This window comes from Neobacillus citreus (assembly GCF_018343545.2).
Classification (GTDB): Bacteria; Bacillota; Bacilli; order Bacillales; family Cytobacillaceae; genus Neobacillus; species Neobacillus citreus.
Window position 1 is genome coordinate 1 of record NZ_JAGYPE020000010.1, and the last position, 17,873, is coordinate 17,873.

The following is a 17,873-nucleotide window of genomic DNA, read 5'->3' on the forward strand; positions in this document are numbered from 1 at the left end:
GCGACTAGGTGACCTAGTTGCTGGGACGGTTGTGGTTCATGAACGGGGTACTAAAGCTAAGAAAAAGCCATCTGGAATTGTGAAAGAAATTCAAAATAGGGGTCTTTCCAAAGACGATTTAATCTTCGATGAATGGGCGCTAAGATCGTTAGGAATGAAGGACTGGAAGTTAATTCGAACATATGCCGATCGCTTTGTCCAGCTTCCAGTTACAGAGCGGAACCAACTAACCGGGCAAATTGCTGAGATTATGCTTCCAAAAATCGGTGTGGAAGCAACTGGACACAGTGATATAGAACTTGAAAACTTGCTCCTGTTACTTTACTTGCATTTACGTGATGAATGGGAGTTTGAACTTTAAATAAGTAACAGGAAACGGGCAGTGATCGCGCTGCCCGTTTATTTATGCCGATGACTATTCTATTGAAGCGGGTACGGAAACTGGCTTGAGTAATTGCTAAATTGCTGATGGGCTTGATTAACCTTCTGCTGTTCCTCAGCCTCAAGTTTATACCATCCATTTTGGAACATCAGTTGGAAAAACTCCCGGCTGCTCTGGTGAGTTTCATTTAACATTTGCAATAAATCGGCATGCAGCTGCTGATGGCTTGCTTCACGTACGGCAATGTTTAAACTGTCTGTGATATATTTGCAGGTGCTTAGTGCATCATTTAAAAAATCACGATCGTTCATTTCTGGACCTTTTACTTTCGGTAATTGGCCTGTTTGTGGATTGGCAATCTGGTTAGGATTCTGAGACTGCTGCATTTGCTGACCTTGCTGCATTTGTTGATTCTGTGGCATTTGCTGGTTTTGCACTTTTAAATACCTCCATTCTAATGCATTTGCTGTTGTTGCTGCTGCGCATTTTGCATGCTGGATAATACAGCATTATTATTAACTTGTAGATGAGACAGCAATTTTTGATAGTGCTTTTGATGCATTTGCCCTGCTTGGTCGAGAGCTTGCTTAACATCCTGATTAGTTGCGTGCTCAGCTAAAAAATGTAGCTTTTTAAATGCGAGAAGCTCCCAAGACATGGCATCTTTTAAATACATAAGATCTTTGGTTGTGATCGCCTGAGGCGGTTCGGGAATCGGTACTTGATTGGTTTGCACCATAAAATCTCCTTTCAAAATTCATATCAATTCATATTTATAATGAACTATTTTCCTTTTTTTTATGTAAATATCTCTTTGCATGGCGCTTTTTGTCAAATCCATGCGACTTTTGTTGTGTTTGAAAAATAGGAGTCGAAAAATATAGGTTTGGGATGTATAATAAGAACTTGTGATACTAATAGAATGTGAAAGGAGACTGTCTTAATGGAATGGACATTAACCATTTTGTTTGTTGTATCCATTTTGCTGCTGATATTCTCAATCCTGAAAGAACGGCAAACTGCTAAGAAAAACCATAAAGAAATTGACCTTGTTCATATATCTGTGATGAAAGAAATAAATGGGATGCAAGAATCGCTTCGCAACATGGAAATTGATTTGGAAATTGTCACAAAAGAGACGGGAGTTCAGCTATCCACGGAGGAAAAGGTATTAAAACGTGAAGTACTAGACTTATACAGACGCCAATACTCCATTGATAGCATTGCTCAACAAAAACAGGTTTCCGAAAATGAAGTCAAGCAGATTATCGCTGTTTACCAATCATCACAAGCTGAAGGGAGACTGGTTGCCAATGAAGGTTAACCTAATCAGCAGTTTTTCAGCGGGTCTTCTATTGGCGACAGGTATCTGCACCATTGCTTATTTTTCAAGTGACAGCCATGTTTCAAAGGCGGCAGGACAGCCAGCATCAAATCAGGCTTCTGTATCAAAGGATGAAATGAAAAAGCAGCTTACCGACGCAGGATATATTGTGCAAACAAAAGATGAGTATAACAAAAATCTAGATGCCGCGAAAAACGGTACGGCTCAACAAGAGGCTGCCCCTCCAGCGGATGCACAGCAGCAAAATGTATCACAAGCAGTCATTAATGTTGCAGACGGCATGACAAGCATTGATGTCGGGAGAATGCTAGTATCAGCTAATCTTGTTCCTGATGCTTTCCAATTCTCAAAAGATATCGAGGCGAGAGGACTGCAAAACAAATTACGACCAGGTACATATACTGTTGATAGCGGGATGTCATATGACCAAATCATAGCGGCTATTTTTCATTAGAAGAAAAAAGACACTTTCCAATCGGAAGGTGTCTTTTTTTAACACTATTTTTCGATTTGAATCATCTCATTATTATGGCTAGCAAGAGATTTTGATTTATTAAATGCCAAGACACCGCCAAACCATACAAAGACTAGATGAATATAGGCGAAAGAAATCTCAAGCAAGTGAATATGAACTGGAACGATAAAGCTGACAATTTGAATGGCCAATACAACTAAGAGAAAGATAGCTGGCGCTTTCGGTAAAACTTTTGCTTTTAATGAAGATATACCCAACAATAATAGACCTAAAAGAATTCCTGGAACGAGTGGGATGAAAATAGCCAGCTGAAGGGGATATTTATCAACAGCCATATTGTTAAGAAGATCGCTGACATGCTGAAGGTCTGCTGAAGTATGAACGAAATCAAAGATAATCGGATAGGCAATAATTTGAACTGGACCATGAAAAATTTCAAGCATCAAACCGGTGAAGAGAAGAGGAAAGGCAAGCCAGCCCCACCATTTCAATCCAGAAGACTGTTTTAAAAATAATGCAGGCAGCCCCATTAAAATAAACGTAGATGCATAGGCTAAAAGAACGTGAATATTGACAGCACTTTTTAGGAAATCGGGAATATCTTTTACCGATTCAGGAACATCACCCAAATGAATTAATTGTCCCGTAAATCCCATAATTCCCCCTAACAATAACATGATCCCGCTAAACTTAAGATATCCCTTTGGAATACTCATTTTTCATTCCTCCTGTTTGATTTAATTATCTTCACATGAATCATACCATCCCACTAATTCCCGGCCGATAGAGGGTTTTTTTCCCGAAAACAAGGAAATCGGAAGGGAATAAAAATAATTATTTACAGAAAAATCAGATTTTTGCTACAATTTTCCTATCATAGATGAACAGGAGCGTTATAATCATGAAAGCTTCTCAAAATCAATCCAACGCAAAATGGAATGTCTATACAAAGTGGGGATTGTTAACATTTATTTTGCTTACTATAATCCTCTTTACAATAAGTATCCCAGTCTATTATCACTATATAAAAGACCAATGTATTAGCAAATCCTGTGAAGCTTTTTATAATCCTCCCCCTGGGACCAAGTGGCTTGCGGTTCAAGGAATAAGTCCATCCGAATACTCATTTGCATATGTTAGCATTTATGTGTTGTTTGGTATCGTATTTATTACGGCGGGATTGATTCTATTTTGGAAAAAATCAACTGAGCTTATGGGGATGCTTGGGAGTTTTATGCTTGTTTCATTGGGAGGAACCTTTACACCAATAATGGAGGGGATAAAACTCAGTTCACCGTTATTGGTTTATGTGGTTAATATAATTGGAGCAGGCGGCATGGCAGCTTTTATCCTTTTCTTTTTTCTGTTTCCAAATGGAAGATTTGCTCCGAAATGGTCCAAATACCTTTGTTTTCTGCTCATCATCTTGCGTGTTCCAGGAATGATTTTTCCAGATACATATGTTGATTTAGAGTATGTATCAAAGCTATGGGGATTTGGTTCTTGGTTTATTCTGTGGATTGGCAGTCTTCTTTTTGTACAGATATACCGCTACAGATATGTAATGGCGCCGTTGGAAAAACAGCAAGCTAAATGGGTAGTTTACGGCGTGGTCATGGCACTTGTTGGATTATTTAGCGTGACCGCCATTTTTGTAAGTACGGAAAAATCAATATCTTCAGACCCATATCAATTGTATTATATAGAAATTGCGGTTCACACCTTCATGATTCTGATTCCAGCTGCTATTTTGATAGCGATGATGAAGCATCGTCTCTGGGACATTGATATCATCGTCAATCGTACACTAGTATATGGGATCATGACAGCGAGTACGGTTATATTTTATGTCCTGGCTGTTTGGTATTCCGGGTTACTGCTGCAAACGAATAGCCATTTAATCAGTTCCCTAATTGCGACAGGGATCGTGGCGGTTTTATTTTCTCCGATAAAGCAAAGGGTCCAACGATTTATTAACAGAAGGATGTATGGGGAAAATGACGACCCATACTCTGTCCTGCTTAGGTTGGCACAGGAACTGGAAAACCCTATGGAGCCTGATTCCGTATTATCTTTGGTAGTGAAGACAATCAGAGATTCGCTTAAGCTTCCATATGCCTCACTTTCCGTGTATCAAGATGGAAAGGTGATTATGACGGCAGAGGAAGGCAATGATAAAGGGATTCCACTAACGTACAAATTACTATATCGAGGAGAAGAAATGGGCGATTTGAAACTATCACCACGTTCACCTAGTGAAGCGCTCACTGTTTCCGACCGAAAATTTTTGGATATGCTTGTCCGCCAAGCAAGCGTCGTTGTTCATAGCGCAAAAGCTTCCATTAGTTTAAAGCTTCTGGCTGCTGATTTACAGGAATCTAGGGAAAATCTTGTTTTGGCTAGAGAGGAAGAAAGAAGGAAGCTTAGAAGCAATCTTCATGATGGGCTGGCACCACGGCTCGCTGCACTTGCCTTAACTGCCGCAGCAGCTGAAGACCTGGTCGAAAGTAATCCGAATGCCACTCGAGAAATACTAGGGGAATTGCGTAGCACTATACGCCAGACTGTTTCAGAAATTCGCAGCCTGGTCTATGACTTACGTCCGCCAACATTGGATGAGATGGGCTTGATTGGGGCCATTCATGAGCAAATAAAGGCGTTGTCCTTTAGCAATTCGGAAAAAATCAGCTTTACATTGAACGTACCCGAAACTATGACTGTTTTACCCGCTGCAGTAGAGGTTGCTGCCTTTCGTGTCACGACAGAAGCGATTGTTAATGTAGTAAGGCATTCTAAAGCAAAAAACTGCATTATTAGTATTTCTGCAAATGGAAAAGGATTGCAGATAAATGTGGATGATGACGGGATTGGACTCCTTACATCACGAAAAAGAGATTCCATTAATGGAGGCATTGGAATCGGGTCAATGAAAGAAAGAGTAAATGAACTGGGCGGTAGTTTCCTGCTTGAGACAAATAAATACGGCGGAACAACGATAGCTGTATCTTTACCGGTAAATTCCGATAATATGGGGGAGAGAGATGAAAAAGCTTAAAATCCTAATTGCTGATGATCATCCATTATTTCGGCATGGTGTGAAAACACTCTTTATGACAACACCAGAAATAGAGGTTGTGGGTGAAGCGACATCTGGAGAAGAAGTAATCCAGCTTGCTCAAAAATTGGAGCCAGATGTTATCCTAATGGACCTAAGAATGCCAGGCTGCAATGGAATCGAAGCAACCAGAGAGATCATGAAAGATAATCCAAATACTCAAATCTTAATATTAACAATGTTTCAGGACGATCATTCTGTTTTTGCAGCCATGAAGGCTGGGGCAAAAGGTTATGTCCTAAAAGATGCGGAGAAAGACGATTTATTAAATGCGATTAAAACAGTGGGGAATGGAGGGGCTATTTTTAGCCCGGGAATCGCTTCGAGAATGATTGACTATTTTTCGATGGCACGCCCCGCAGCACCGAAGGAGGCTTTTCCTGATCTGACGGAACGAGAAAGGGAGGTGCTTTACCTAATGGCTGATGGCTTGAACAATTCTGGGATAGCCGCGAAGTTAAATATAAGCGGAAAAACAGTATCTAATTATGTCACAAACATCTTAAATAAACTTCAAGTGGCTGACCGAGAGGAAGCGATCGAATTGGTAAAGGAATCACGGCTAGGGAGAGAGGACGAGGATTAAGATACAAAAAGACACTTTTCACTTGTTGGGAAAGTGTCTTTTTGTGGCTAACGTAATTTATTCACATACTCCTGTACCATTTCAGGTGTAACATTTTTTCTGATTGATATAATCCGTAAATTTATCTTATTCATTCTATTTGTTACTTCATTAATTTTATAAGTAGAAAAGGGTTTACCTTGTTTGCATAATTCAACTGCTTCTTCAATATACATTTCCCGCTGCTGATCTAGAGCCAAAAACTCCTGATACGATTTATTCTGATTTTCTGCATGCTTGATTAAATCCTTATGTACACTCATGTTTTCACTCCTAAAAAAGACGATATATCAATAATATCATCCTTTTAGATGCTAAACTAGTATTTTAACTGAGTGTACTTTTTACCTAAGGTAAGGCTATACTGTAACGTGGTAGTGACAAATACTCTGCAGTTTCTTCATTGTTACTTTCTTCTTCGCTTCCAAATAATCCAGATGGCCGATAATTTCCGACATAACTAAAGAAAATTGTTCATTATAGGTATTTTTATATAATACCTGCGCAATTTCATTGGCTGTAGAATGACCGGATTGGATATATCTCAAGATGAGCTCAGATTTTTCTTCAATCCGCTCTAATCGCTTATGAATAAGTGCTTTCGGATCTTGAATGACCGCTCCATGCCCAGGGAAAACAGAATCAATATGGAAAGCTGCACATTTATTTAAGGAATCAATCTGCTGACTAATGGTCGGCAATCTACTTCCGTTTTCATCAGGCTCAACAATGGCATTACTTGAAATGTGTTCAATTAATAAATCGCCGGCAAATAACTGCTTTCTTTGTTGATCCAAAAATGCCAACTGATCAGGGGAATGTCCAGGGACCTCCAAAATAGTAAAACCAAGGAATTCATTGTCTGTTATTGCTGTAATTTCTGCACGCATTGCTTTACCCTTATTACGCAGTAAGGCTTTCTTTAAATAAGCAATTTGTTTCTCACCGGTTTCCCCGCATCCCATTTCATAATAAAGCTTTTCGAAAAATTCAACCCGCAGCTCCATAAAATCTTTGTCTCTTTTTAAGCGGGGAATGGAAAGGGGAGAAGCATATACGGGAATGGGATGGGCATCGACAATTCTGTCTACCAAACCAACATGATCAATATGATGGTGTGTTAAAATTATTTCGGTTAAATCCTGTAAAACCAAGCCATTTTGATTCAATGCCAGGTTTAGTGCCTCCCAATGCGAGTCGGTATTATACCCAGCATCGATTAATGATAACGACTTTTCTTGTTTAACAAGAAAAAAATTGACCGTTTTTAACCCTCCAAGCTTCTCCGGATTCGAAATCGGTATGACCAAGCTGCAGTCCTTTTTTATATCTAACAAAATGTACACCTCACTAATCTCAATCAAATTTTAAATAATATATATTTTTTGAACGTTTGTTTAAAACGATAATATTCATATTATACAAAAAATTCTAAAAGATGTATAGTAAATGTATCGGAAATACCATTTTAAAAACAGAACAAGATGATAAAGTCATTAAATTTTGGGTTCAAAAAAAATAAAAACGTTAAAAAGAAAACGCACTTTCTTTTCCTTTAATTGAAAGTGAGTTTTTTTAAAATTAATATGTTGACAATATACCTATTAGGGTATAGAATCAATATTGTTCGAAAGCAAATATGAATTTGAAAAGGGTTAATGCCCTCTTTTATTTTTCAAAATAAAATAATAATACCCATATAGGTAATTAAATAGACAACAGGGAGGCATTCTTTAATGAATATTACAAAGGTTTTAGACGCAAAAGGACTTGCATGTCCAATGCCAATCGTAAAAACAAAAAAGGCAATGAATGAGTTGGAATCAGGTCAAGTGTTGGAAATCCATACAACAGATAAAGGTGCAAAAAATGACCTAACAGCATGGGCCAAGTCTGGTGGACACGAAGTATTAAATTTTGAAGAAGAAAATGGCGTATTAAAGTTTTGGATTAAAAAAGGATAAATTTTTTTATCCATTAAGATACCCTTGCAGGTATAAATAACAGGAGGTTTACAATGACAGAAAAGAAAAAAACAACGATTGTCTTGTTCAGCGGCGATTACGATAAAGCAATGGCAGCTTATATTATTGCAAATGGGGCTGCGGCATATGATCATGAAGTCACCATTTTCCACACATTTTGGGGGCTGAACGCTCTCCGCAAGGATGAAACTATTTCTGTGAAAAAAGGCTTTATGGAGAAAATGTTTGGAAAGATGATGCCAAGAGGCGCTGATAAAATGGGTCTTTCTAAAATGAACTTCGCTGGATTCGGTCAGAAAATGATCAAGGATGTAATAAAGAAACATAATGCCCTGGAACTGCCGCAATTAATTGAAATGGCCCAAGAACAGGATGTAAAACTTGTTGCCTGTACAATGACAATGGATTTATTGGGGCTAAAGGAAGAGGAGCTAATGGATCACATCGAATATGCAGGAGTGGCTGCGTATTTGGCAGATGCCGAAGATGGTAATGTAAATCTGTTTATATAGGGGGATGCGCAATGAGAGAAATTACTGCAAAAGAAGTAGAAAACTTACTAAACCAAGGAAAAAAATTAAACATTATTGATGTTCGCGAAGTAGATGAAGTGAAGGCCGGCAAAATTCCTGGTGCCATCAATATGCCATTAGGTCTGGTTGAGTTTCGGATGCATGAGTTAGACAAATCAAAAGAGTATATCATGGTTTGCCGTTCCGGTGGAAGAAGCGGCCGTGCCAGTCAATTTCTCGAAAGCTACGGTTTTAACGTTATTAACATGGCCGGCGGAATGCTGGCTTGGGAAGGTAAAGTGGAATAATTTTTTCAATAAATACCCTTGCAGGTAAAACGGGAGGACAATCATGACAAACATGAAGGCAAATGTCGTATTAGATGCTAAGGGCTTGGCATGTCCAATGCCCATCGTGAAAACGAAAAAAGCAATGAATAACCTTGAAGCAGGGCAAGTTATCGAAGTGTTAGCAACCGATAAAGGCTCAAAAGCAGATATGAAAGCTTGGGCTGAAAGCACTGGCCACCAATATTTGGGGACTATTGAAGAAGGTGGCGTGTTAAAGCACTACCTGAGAAAATCTTCAAATGATGAAACAATTGAGAAAAAACATCCAAATGTCATAAATAACGAAGATCTTGAAAAGAAACTTGCTTCTGCCAATGACAATATTATTTTAGTTGATGTAAGAGAATCGGCAGAATACGTGTTTAACCATATTCCACAGGCTTTATCAATTCCTTTAGATGAATTAGATGAGCGTTTATCTGAGTTAAATAGAGAAAATGAAATTTACGTAATTTGCCGGACTGGAAGCCGCAGTGATTTTGCTGCTCAAAAATTAGCGGAACAAGGGTTTAAAAAGGTAATGAACGTCATACCCGGTATGAGTAAATGGACAGGAAATACAACCGGATTAAATAATTAATTTTTTTAGGGAAAAATATACCTTAGGGGGTAATAGAGGATGACAGTAACTGTGATGACAGCAAAGGAAGTAACGAAAAAAGTTTTTAACAAAGAAAAACTGTTTATTTTCGATGTCCGTAATGAGTCTGACTTTCAAGATTGGAAAATTGAGGGTGACAACTTCCAGTACTTAAATATTCCATATTTCGAATTACTTGATGGTGTAGAAGAAATTCTAGACAGTATCCCGACTGATCAAGAAGTATTAGTCGTTTGTGCGAAAGAAGGGTCTTCCGTTATGGTCGCGGAAATGCTATCTGATGCTGGCCTCGATGTTTCTTACCTACAAGGTGGCATGAAAACTTGGAGTGAGCATCTAGAGCCTGTTAAAGTTGGAGACTTAACTGATGGAGGGGATCTATATCAATTTGTTCGAATTGGTAAAGGCTGTTTGTCTTACATGGTAGTTTCGGGCGGCGAAGCAGCGCTGATTGATGCAACTAGGATGACCGATATTTATCTTGATTTCGCCAAAGAAATCGGAGCAAACATTACTCATGTGTTTGATACACACCTTCATGCTGACCATATTTCTGGCGGCCGCAAAATTGCCGAGACAACAGGCGCCACGTACTGGCTGCCTCCAAAGGATGCAACGGAAGTTACGTTCGAATATCAACCGTTAGAAGATGGTAATCATGTGACAATCGGAAGTACAACAATTGATATCAACGCCCTATATTCTCCTGGTCATACCATCGGTTCCACTTCCTTTGTTGTGGATGGCAAATACCTGCTTTCAGGTGACATTTTATTCATCGATTCAATCGGACGTCCTGACCTTGCTGGAAAGGCAGAAGATTGGGTTGGCGATTTAAGAGAAACTCTATATAATCGATATAAAGAATTATCAGAAGAACTGGTTGTTCTTCCGGCCCATTTTATGATTATTGACGAATTAAACGAAGATGGCAGTGTATCAGAAAAATTAGGAGTACTGTTTGCCAAAAACCATGGCCTTAATATAGAGGATGAAAATGAATTCAGAAAGATGGTAACGGAAAACCTGCCGCCGCAGCCAAACGCGTATCAGGAAATCCGTGAAACCAATATGGGAAAAATCAATCCGGATATTGACCAGCAGAGGGAAATGGAAATCGGTCCTAACCGTTGTGCGGTTCGATAAAAAGAGGTGTTTTAACTTTGAATGAGGACAAAAAGCAAATAAACGATTGCAACACAACTGGATCTTGAGGAATTAGCAGGACTAATGTTTCCGGAAATGGTAAACAGGTTAAACAACCGATACCTATATGACCAGGCACGTTAGTTTGGCTCCTGGCAGGAGCCATTTACCTAATATATAAAGCGTTTATGTGATTCTTTTTCTAAAGAGTGTGACATTTTAAGGTCATGCTCTTTCTTTTGATTCTTGGTAATTGTTAAATGTAAAATATGGAATACTGTACGTGGTGGGTTAAAAACGGAAATAGAAAAACAGAAGGAGGCAGAAACGAATGTTTGATTATACGGTAGTTACAGATAAAAATATGGATGAGGCCATTCAAGCTTTGGAGGAAAACCTAAAGACAGAAAAGTTTGGTGTTTTGTGGAAGTTTGATATCAAGGAAAAGCTTCAGGAAAAAGGGCTGGAGTTCGATAAAGAATTTAAGGTGCTGGAGGTGTGCAACCCACACGAGGCGCAAAGAGTGTTAACTGATAATGAAATGGCTGGATATTTTTTGCCGTGTAAAATTGTTGTTTATGAAAGCCAAGGAAAAACAAAAATTGGCATGCCTAAACCAACAGCACTTATTAGTCTTTTACAAGATGATAAGATGAAACAATTTGCAGGTGACATAGAAGATCGCTTAATAAATTGCATAAAGAACAGTATTTAAATTGGATGACAAAAAGAGCCTCGATCAACGAGGCTTCCTATTTCCAATACAAATAAAATCATTGACACAATACCCTTGTGGGTATAACATAAAAGGATGTCAGTGCTGTTCTTGAATTGGAGGGTCTAAATGAAATTTTTGATTTTACCTATACTAGTATTTATCTATATTGTGTATAAAAGATATTTCCCGGTATTTGGTGTTTCATCGGGTCATTTAAAGGATCTTCAGTTAGATGAAGTTTCTTTACTAGATGTCAGAGACTATAATGAATCTGATAAAAATCAAATCAAAGGAGCAACAAATATCCCCATAGCTTACCTTGAACGACATTTTAATGAAATTCCCAAAAGGCAGATTTACTTAGTAGCTTCCAATTTTCTTGAAAAAAATATGGGAATACGTTTTTTAAGGAAAAAGGGTTTTAAGGTTGTAAACTATACCATTGTTAAACCAAACAAATTTATTTTAAAGAAAAACACAATAGAAAAATGCTGTTAAATTAATTTTAATGAGAAAGAGTAGATCTTCATATTTTTTTATAAATCCAAATACCCATATAGGTATAAAATATTAGGAGGTTTCCATGCAATATTTAAATTACATCATCATTGCTTTATTTATAATCTTTATCATTAAACGGTTCCTGCCAATAAAAGGTGTTACGCATATTACAACTGCGGAGTTAAATTCAATCTTAAATGATAATAACAAACAGTTTGTTGATGTCCGAACACCAGGAGAGTTTAAAGGAAACCATATCAAAGGCTTCAAAAATATTCCCCTCCACCAACTAGCACAGAAAGCTGAGAAAGAACTGTCGAAAGAAAAAGAAGTGGTTGTGATCTGTCAAAGTGGCATGAGAAGCCAAAAAGCAAGTAAACAATTAAAAAATTTGGGTTATAAAGTAACTAATGTTAGAGGCGGTATGAGTGCTTGGCATTAACAATAAAGGCTTCCGATTAGAGGTCACTTTCCTAAAAAGGAGGACATCATGGATATCAGTTTACTCATTACGCTTTTCCTAATTGGCTTCGTCGGCTCTTTTATATCAGGGATGTTGGGAATAGGCGGCGCCATTATCAATTTCCCGATGTTGTTGTATATTCCTGCTCTATTGGGTGTTGGCCATTTTTCAGCACACGAGGTATCCGGAATTACAGCCATCCAAGTCTTCTTCGCCACAATTGGCGGTGTAATGGCTTACCGCAAGGGTGGATTTTTGAATAAAACATTGATCGCTTATATGGGCATTAGTATTTTACTAGGAAGTTTTATTGGGGGATTCAGTTCCACTCATATGCCGGAAAGCGGAATCAACATCGTATATGGTATTTTAGCGTTAATTGCCGTGATTATGATGTTTGTACCTAAGAAGGGCGTAGATGATATTCCGCTAGATCAAGTGAATTTTAACAAATGGCTTGCTGCTTTGTTTGCTTTCATTGTAGGAATTGGCGCTGGTATTGTCGGTGCAGGAGGGGCATTTTTATTGGTGCCGATTATGCTTACCGTGCTAAAAATACCAACGAGAATGACGATCGCCTCATCTTTGGCCATTACACTTATTTCATCAATCGGTGCAGTCACCGGAAAAATATCTACGGGACAAGTGCCAATTATACCTTCAATCATCATGGTAGCAGCCAGTCTCTTTGCCTCTCCAATAGGGGCAAATGCCGGAAAAAGAGTGAATACTAAGGTTTTGCAGGTAATCATGGGGGTTTTAATCCTGGCCACTGCAGTGAAGACGTGGATGGAAATTTTATGATAAAAAGGGCTTATTAAGCCCTTTTTATATACCCCTTATAGTATAATAAGTAAAAGCTATAAAAAGGAGGGCGCTATGCAAGTAATACAAATTGGTTCACTAGCTATTTCGGTAAAATGGCTACTTCTCGGGGTTGGTTTACTGATTGGCCTCTTCGTCATCAAATTTTGGGTAAGCAAAACACATGAAGCGGAGTTACATAAGAGGGTATTTGATTTGTTGGTAAATACACTTATTTTAGGATTTTTTATTTGGAAGGGAAGTCTAATCATTCTCGAACCATCGATTGTGATGAAAAGTCCATTATCCTTGTTATATTTTACTGGAGGAAGCAAGGGTCTGATTCTTGCCATGATTGGGTCCCTTATCTATTTCGTTTTCAAAGGACGAAAAATAAATATTCCCAATCCGCTTATCAAAAAAATCCTAGCAGTAACTGCTTTATCAGGGCTGATTGGATGGACAATGTATGATTTTGCTTTCTCACGAACCAAGCTTGATAAAACTGTACAAGAAGGGCAGACAGTGCACCAAAATTCTGATGAAATTGGAATAAAAGAAGGAAATAAAGCTCCCAATTTCCAATTGGAGAATATAGAGGGGCAACAAGTTCAACTGTCTGACTTTAAAGGGAAAAAGGTAATCTTAAATCTATGGGCAACCTGGTGTCCGCCATGTAAAGCGGAAATGCCTCATATGAAAGATTTCTATCAGGAACAAAAAGGGAAAGATGTTGAAATTGTTGCTGTAAATCTAACCACATCAGAGAAGAATCCAGATAGGGTAGAACAGTTCGTGAAGGATTACGGCTTAACCTTTCCTGTCTTACTTGATGAAAGCGGAGAAATAGCTGACGTATATCATGCCATTACGATTCCAACAAGTTATTTCATCGATACAAATGGGATCATTCATAAAAGAATAGTTGGTCCAATGGATAAAGAGATGATGACAGATTTGATTAATGGCATGAAATAAATACTAGGCTATTGAAAATAAAAGCACATTCTAAGCGGGAGCCTTCTTCTTAGAACGTGCTTTTTTAAATTAATTGTTAATCATACAATTAGTACTTGATTCTTTTTTCATTTGAGTTACGCAATCTTTATGCATTTCTTTTAATTGTTTTTCACTTAGCTGCGGGTGTTTTTCCTGCATCATCGGGAGCATTTCTTTGAAATCTCCCACCTTGCATGCAATCTGGTCACTGGCCGCTAAAACGCCAGTTCCTAATCCCAGTAACAAAATGATGGTAAGAGCACTTGTGGCTATTTTTTTCATTTCATTTTCCTCCTTAGCAGTATATTAATTTCTACAATTCTATTTTATAACGGTTTTTATTATACGGAGCGGGGTAATTTTGACAAGTTAGTAAACTTTAGAAAAGTAAACACATTATCGTCAAATTTTTAAGCATTTTATTACTTTCTAACACCGCGATAGGTTAAAATAAAAAGGTGATTATGAAACAGGAGGAAATGAACATGAACATCACAGACCAAGCTCGTGATCTGTTAAAACAAGTGTTCAAGGAAGAGAATGCCAACAACATTCGTATCTTTTTTGAAGGCTATGGCTGAGGTGAGCCAAGAATTGGACTGGCTCTGGATGAGCCGGATGCAGACGATATAATCGTCACAATAAACGAAATCACAGTCGCAATCGACCCAATCATTGAACCTAATACAGAAGGCTTAACCATAGACCGAAGCGGAGATGGAAAAGGCATTTCTTTGATTGGCAATACGGGTGCATGCTGTTAGTAGAAAAGACCTATCTAGGTCTTTTTTGTTTTTATCGACATGAACTTATCAACTTAATGGAACAGAATGTTTAGGAGCTGGAGATAAGTTGATACACTGGAGTGAAGGGAGGAGAAATAAACGCGTATGGAGATCAATACGAAAGAAACATTTGCTAAGAAAATCCTTACAGCGGCAAATGGGTATTTGGATGTTGGGTTTACACATTCATTGAATCCATATAGTGGCTGCGCCTTTTCGTGCAGGTACTGTTATGTAAGGGAAATGCCTATGCAACGATTTAAAGGAATTCCATGGGGAGAATGGTTAGACATTAAAACAAATGCAGCGGAGAATTACCGGAATGAAATGATAAAAATTCGCAAGAATAACAAACCGGTGAATATTTTTATGTCTTCTGCAACAGATCCGTACCAGCCAATGGAACGAAAAGCAGGTATTACACGGGCCATACTGGAAGAAATGCTGGAAAACCCGCCTGATTTTCTTCAAATCCAAACACGGAGCCCACTCATCACAAGAGATATCGATTTATTGTTAAAATTAAAGGACAAATGTAATACCCTTGTTTCCATGACGATTGAAACAGATAGGGAAGATGTAAAGCAAATCTTTGCACCATATGCACCTGGAATTAAATTGCGGTTAAAAGCGTTAAAAGAAGTTCACGATGCCGGAATATCCACCCAAGCCTCGATTTCTCCCGTTTTGCCATTTACCCCGGATTTCCCAAAAGTTTTGGATAGCAGGGTGGATCATATTTGGATTGATACGCTTAGTATTGGTGATGGTTTGATGGGAAAGCGCTCGGCGAGGTTAGGAATGCCGGCTGTATTTGAAGAGCACGGATTATCAGATTGGTATCAAAAAAATTTACATGTAAGGGTCGAAAACTTTTTTAAAAAATATTTTCCTAGTGAAATGATAAGAGTTTCTAAAAGTGAAGCTTTCCTAAAATAAATAAGACCACCCATTTTACTGGGTGGTCTTATTGTATTATTGAACTACAGCTTTTTTGGAACCCATTGGCCAGAAATAGCCGATAATCGCACCAACCACTGCTGGTAATATCCATCCTAGACCAATACTATAAAGCGGTAAATATTCAATGTACGAAGCTTTAATAGCTTCGAATAAAGAAATGGTCGCTCCGGGTAAGCTTCCAACTAACGTGCTGTATCCATCGAAGAAACTCACACAAAAAGTAAGAAACATAGACGCTGCATATACACTTTGCTTATGTTTAAATAATGATGAGCTAAGCGTCAACAAAATCAGAACAATCGCCAAAGGATATAATAGCATTAATACTGGAACAGCGTATTGAATAATATTATTTAAGCCAAAATTGGCGATTATAAATGACACAAGACTTAGGATAAGTACGAACATTTTATAGCTTACTTTTGGAAAAACACTATTGAAAAATTCGCTACATGAGGTAATGAGCCCAATGCTTGTTTTTAAACATGCTAGAACAATAATAATAGCAAGGAGAATCGCACCGAATTCGCCAAAGTAATGATTGGCTACCTTAGCAAAGATTAATCCACCATTATCGAATGTACCGATGGCAGATATGCTTGATGCCCCCATATACGTAATGAGGCCATAAATCAGCATCATTAGTGCCATAGCGAAAATGCCTGATTTCCAAGTTGCTTTTGCAATTGTCTTCGTGTCGGTGATTCCTTGTCCTTTAATAGCATTGATGACAACAATACCAAATGCTAATGAAGCAAGGGCATCCATCGTGTTATAACCCTCTTTAAAACCAGTAATAAAGGCCAATTGGCTGTAATCACCCGTTGGTGCTCCAAATCGTCCCATAGGTTTGACGATTGCGATAATAATTAATAAAAATAAAAATACTAAAAATGCAGGTGTTAGATATTTTCCAATATAGTCAATAATTTTCGCAGGATTTAATGAGAAATAATAGACAATGGCAAAAAATACGAAACTAAAAAGCCCAAGATATAAGCTGGCGTGCTCTGGATTAATAAATGGTTCGAAACCGACTACGAAAGGTACTGTTGCTGTACGTGGAATCGCAAAAAAAGGTCCAATGGTTAAGTATAGAGCCATGGCGAAGACGACTCCAAATTTCGGGTGGACCCGACCTGCTAATTCACGAAGTCCATTACTTCCGGATAGCCCGAATGCCAAGATCCCCATAAATGGCAAACCAATTGCTGTTACAAGAAAACCAATTAAAGCTGGCCAAAAGTTAGTACCGGCAACCTGTCCCATCTGAATAGGGAAGATCAGGTTTCCTGCCCCAAAGAACATACCAAACAGCATTGTACCAATGACTGCGTATGTTGAAAATGATATTTTTTGATGCATGCATGTTGCTCCTTCTAGATGAATTTCATTTATTTTAACATCGTTTAGAATAATTGGCTATCATGGATTGATTGCTGGAGCAAGTTGGCATTAAAACGTTTGGACATCTAAATGACAAACATAGCTGAAATAGGGGAGGAGGACATGGAGATCGAGCCAAGTTTAATAATATTACTGAAATTCAGACAATCAGAGGAGGTTGAACAAGAAGGGAGGGAGGAATTGGCTCATGGAAACAATGCGCTTGAAATTAAGTAAATATAGGCAAAAACGGGAGAGAGGGAACTTGATTTCATTTAAGTTCCCTTTTTATTTTTTTCATCGGACTTATTTTAATGTTTTCAGCCATGCAGCCATTGCTGGTGCATCCTCTTTGGACACCAAGCCAGATGGCATACCTCCTCGGCCATGTTGGATGATGTCCTCGATTTCCTTATCCGATAAACGGGAACCCACTCCTTTTAAAGAAGGCCCAACTCCGCCTTGGTATTGATCCCCGTGACAGCCTGCACAGGTGTTCTTATAGATGGATTCACCGTCCACTTTGGATACCGTTCCTTTTCCTTCTTGGGCTTCATTCTTTGCAGGCGTTTCTTGTGCCTCTTCTTTCTGGTCTTGCACATTGCTGAGTACAAAAAATCCACCAATTCCTATCACTAGGATGGCTAGGGCAATCAAAACAGTGTTTTTCATAAAATCGCCTCCTAATTATCCTTTTTCGGTACAAGAAATAAAAATG

24 protein-coding genes and 1 pseudogene are annotated in these 17,873 nt (G+C 38.4%); 17 read left to right on the forward strand and 8 right to left on the reverse strand.

The annotated features are described in order from the left end of the window. Window positions 1-361: pseudogene (locus KHB02_RS07670) on the forward strand (RDD family protein); the annotation flags it as partial. 59 nt (window positions 362-420) lie between these two features. Here KHB02_RS07670 and KHB02_RS07675 read toward each other — a convergent pair. Then, entirely contained in the window at window positions 421-768 is a 348-nt protein-coding gene (locus KHB02_RS07675; protein ID WP_213141239.1) for a spore coat protein, read from the reverse strand. Between the two features lie 68 nt (window positions 769-836). Further along, complete coding sequence (locus KHB02_RS07680; RefSeq protein WP_213140050.1) at window positions 837-1,121, reverse strand: ferritin-like domain-containing protein; 285 nt, start codon at window positions 1,119-1,121, stop codon at window positions 837-839. Window positions 1,122-1,325: 204 nt separating this feature from the next. Here KHB02_RS07680 and KHB02_RS07685 point away from each other — a divergent pair, with 204 nt between their 5' ends. Both KHB02_RS07685 and KHB02_RS07690 read left to right on the forward strand, forming a co-directional pair. Then, complete coding sequence (locus tag KHB02_RS07685; protein WP_213140051.1) at window positions 1,326-1,706, forward strand: hypothetical protein; 381 nt, start codon at window positions 1,326-1,328, stop codon at window positions 1,704-1,706. Next, entirely contained in the window at window positions 1,696-2,181 is a 486-nt protein-coding gene (locus KHB02_RS07690; RefSeq protein ID WP_213140052.1) for an MltG/YceG/YrrL family protein, read from the forward strand. The genes KHB02_RS07685 and KHB02_RS07690 overlap by 11 nt, the downstream gene beginning before the upstream one ends. 44 nt (window positions 2,182-2,225) lie before the next feature. Here the strand turns inward: KHB02_RS07690 and KHB02_RS07695 are convergent, their stop codons facing one another. Next, window positions 2,226-2,918, reverse strand: coding sequence for a hypothetical protein (locus KHB02_RS07695; RefSeq protein WP_213140053.1), 693 nt, complete (start codon window positions 2,916-2,918; stop codon window positions 2,226-2,228). 185 nt (window positions 2,919-3,103) lie between these two features. Here KHB02_RS07695 and KHB02_RS07700 point away from each other — a divergent pair, with 185 nt between their 5' ends. Next, the gene (locus tag KHB02_RS07700; protein ID WP_213140054.1) at window positions 3,104-5,257 is read left to right on the forward strand and encodes a sensor histidine kinase; all 2,154 of its coding nucleotides are present in this window, start codon (window positions 3,104-3,106) and stop codon (window positions 5,255-5,257) included. Further along, window positions 5,244-5,903 (forward strand): response regulator transcription factor, encoded by a 660-nt coding sequence (locus tag KHB02_RS07705; RefSeq protein WP_213140055.1) that lies wholly within the window; start codon window positions 5,244-5,246, stop codon window positions 5,901-5,903. Before KHB02_RS07700 ends, KHB02_RS07705 begins: the two co-directional genes overlap by 14 nt. Before the next feature lie 47 nt (window positions 5,904-5,950). Here the strand turns inward: KHB02_RS07705 and KHB02_RS07710 are convergent, their stop codons facing one another. Further along, on the reverse strand, window positions 5,951-6,205 hold the full coding sequence (locus KHB02_RS07710) for a DUF2533 family protein (RefSeq protein ID WP_213140056.1): 255 nt from the start codon (window positions 6,203-6,205) through the stop codon (window positions 5,951-5,953). A 96-nt stretch (window positions 6,206-6,301) separates the two neighbouring features. Next, window positions 6,302-7,288: an MBL fold metallo-hydrolase gene (locus KHB02_RS07715; protein ID WP_241113769.1), complete on the reverse strand. Its 987-nt coding sequence runs from the start codon at window positions 7,286-7,288 to the stop codon at window positions 6,302-6,304. Window positions 7,289-7,678: 390 nt separating this feature from the next. On the opposite strand from KHB02_RS07715, the gene KHB02_RS07720 reads away from it, so the two are divergent. The 10 genes from KHB02_RS07720 to KHB02_RS07765 all read left to right on the forward strand — a co-directional run bounded on the left by KHB02_RS07720 (window position 7,679) and on the right by KHB02_RS07765 (window position 14,000). After that, entirely contained in the window at window positions 7,679-7,906 is a 228-nt protein-coding gene (locus KHB02_RS07720; RefSeq protein WP_213140057.1) for a sulfurtransferase TusA family protein, read from the forward strand. A gap of 53 nt (window positions 7,907-7,959) precedes the next feature. Further along, window positions 7,960-8,439, forward strand: a complete 480-nt coding sequence (locus tag KHB02_RS07725; RefSeq protein WP_213140058.1) for a DsrE/DsrF/DrsH-like family protein — start codon at window positions 7,960-7,962, stop codon at window positions 8,437-8,439. A gap of 11 nt (window positions 8,440-8,450) precedes the next feature. Further along, the gene (locus tag KHB02_RS07730) at window positions 8,451-8,747 is read left to right on the forward strand and encodes a rhodanese-like domain-containing protein (RefSeq protein ID WP_213140059.1); all 297 of its coding nucleotides are present in this window, start codon (window positions 8,451-8,453) and stop codon (window positions 8,745-8,747) included. Window positions 8,748-8,790: 43 nt separating this feature from the next. Further along, the gene (locus KHB02_RS07735) at window positions 8,791-9,369 is read left to right on the forward strand and encodes a sulfurtransferase TusA family protein (RefSeq protein WP_213140060.1); all 579 of its coding nucleotides are present in this window, start codon (window positions 8,791-8,793) and stop codon (window positions 9,367-9,369) included. A gap of 39 nt (window positions 9,370-9,408) precedes the next feature. Next, window positions 9,409-10,536 (forward strand): MBL fold metallo-hydrolase, encoded by a 1,128-nt coding sequence (locus tag KHB02_RS07740; RefSeq protein ID WP_213140061.1) that lies wholly within the window; start codon window positions 9,409-9,411, stop codon window positions 10,534-10,536. A gap of 331 nt (window positions 10,537-10,867) precedes the next feature. Beyond that, window positions 10,868-11,251 carry a DUF302 domain-containing protein gene (locus KHB02_RS07745; protein ID WP_213140062.1) on the forward strand — a complete coding sequence of 128 codons (384 nt, stop codon included), beginning with the start codon at window positions 10,868-10,870 and terminating at the stop codon, window positions 11,249-11,251. Window positions 11,252-11,380: 129 nt separating this feature from the next. Next, window positions 11,381-11,752 carry a rhodanese-like domain-containing protein gene (locus tag KHB02_RS07750; RefSeq protein WP_213140063.1) on the forward strand — a complete coding sequence of 124 codons (372 nt, stop codon included), beginning with the start codon at window positions 11,381-11,383 and terminating at the stop codon, window positions 11,750-11,752. An 85-nt stretch (window positions 11,753-11,837) separates the two neighbouring features. Further along, entirely contained in the window at window positions 11,838-12,197 is a 360-nt protein-coding gene (locus KHB02_RS07755) for a rhodanese-like domain-containing protein (protein ID WP_213140064.1), read from the forward strand. 48 nt (window positions 12,198-12,245) lie between these two features. After that, entirely contained in the window at window positions 12,246-13,022 is a 777-nt protein-coding gene (locus tag KHB02_RS07760) for a sulfite exporter TauE/SafE family protein (protein ID WP_213140065.1), read from the forward strand. 75 nt (window positions 13,023-13,097) lie between these two features. After that, window positions 13,098-14,000 (forward strand): redoxin domain-containing protein, encoded by a 903-nt coding sequence (locus KHB02_RS07765; protein ID WP_213140066.1) that lies wholly within the window; start codon window positions 13,098-13,100, stop codon window positions 13,998-14,000. Window positions 14,001-14,069: 69 nt separating this feature from the next. Here KHB02_RS07765 and KHB02_RS07770 read toward each other — a convergent pair whose 3' ends face one another. Continuing rightward, window positions 14,070-14,303 carry a hypothetical protein gene (locus tag KHB02_RS07770; protein ID WP_213140067.1) on the reverse strand — a complete coding sequence of 78 codons (234 nt, stop codon included), beginning with the start codon at window positions 14,301-14,303 and terminating at the stop codon, window positions 14,070-14,072. 608 nt (window positions 14,304-14,911) lie between these two features. On the opposite strand from KHB02_RS07770, the gene KHB02_RS07775 reads away from it, so the two are divergent. Beyond that, window positions 14,912-15,745 carry an SPL family radical SAM protein gene (locus KHB02_RS07775; protein ID WP_213140068.1) on the forward strand — a complete coding sequence of 278 codons (834 nt, stop codon included), beginning with the start codon at window positions 14,912-14,914 and terminating at the stop codon, window positions 15,743-15,745. 36 nt (window positions 15,746-15,781) lie between these two features. Here KHB02_RS07775 and brnQ read toward each other — a convergent pair whose 3' ends face one another. Further along, on the reverse strand, window positions 15,782-17,134 hold the full coding sequence (gene brnQ / locus KHB02_RS07780; protein ID WP_213140069.1) for a branched-chain amino acid transport system II carrier protein: 1,353 nt from the start codon (window positions 17,132-17,134) through the stop codon (window positions 15,782-15,784). Window positions 17,135-17,245: 111 nt separating this feature from the next. Here brnQ and KHB02_RS07785 point away from each other — a divergent pair, with 111 nt between their 5' ends. Further along, on the forward strand, window positions 17,246-17,392 hold the full coding sequence (locus tag KHB02_RS07785; protein WP_213140070.1) for a hypothetical protein: 147 nt from the start codon (window positions 17,246-17,248) through the stop codon (window positions 17,390-17,392). A 69-nt stretch (window positions 17,393-17,461) separates the two neighbouring features. On the opposite strand, the gene KHB02_RS07790 is transcribed toward KHB02_RS07785, so the two are convergent. Next, on the reverse strand, window positions 17,462-17,827 hold the full coding sequence (locus KHB02_RS07790; RefSeq protein WP_213140071.1) for a c-type cytochrome: 366 nt from the start codon (window positions 17,825-17,827) through the stop codon (window positions 17,462-17,464). Window positions 17,828-17,873 lie beyond the last annotated feature (46 nt).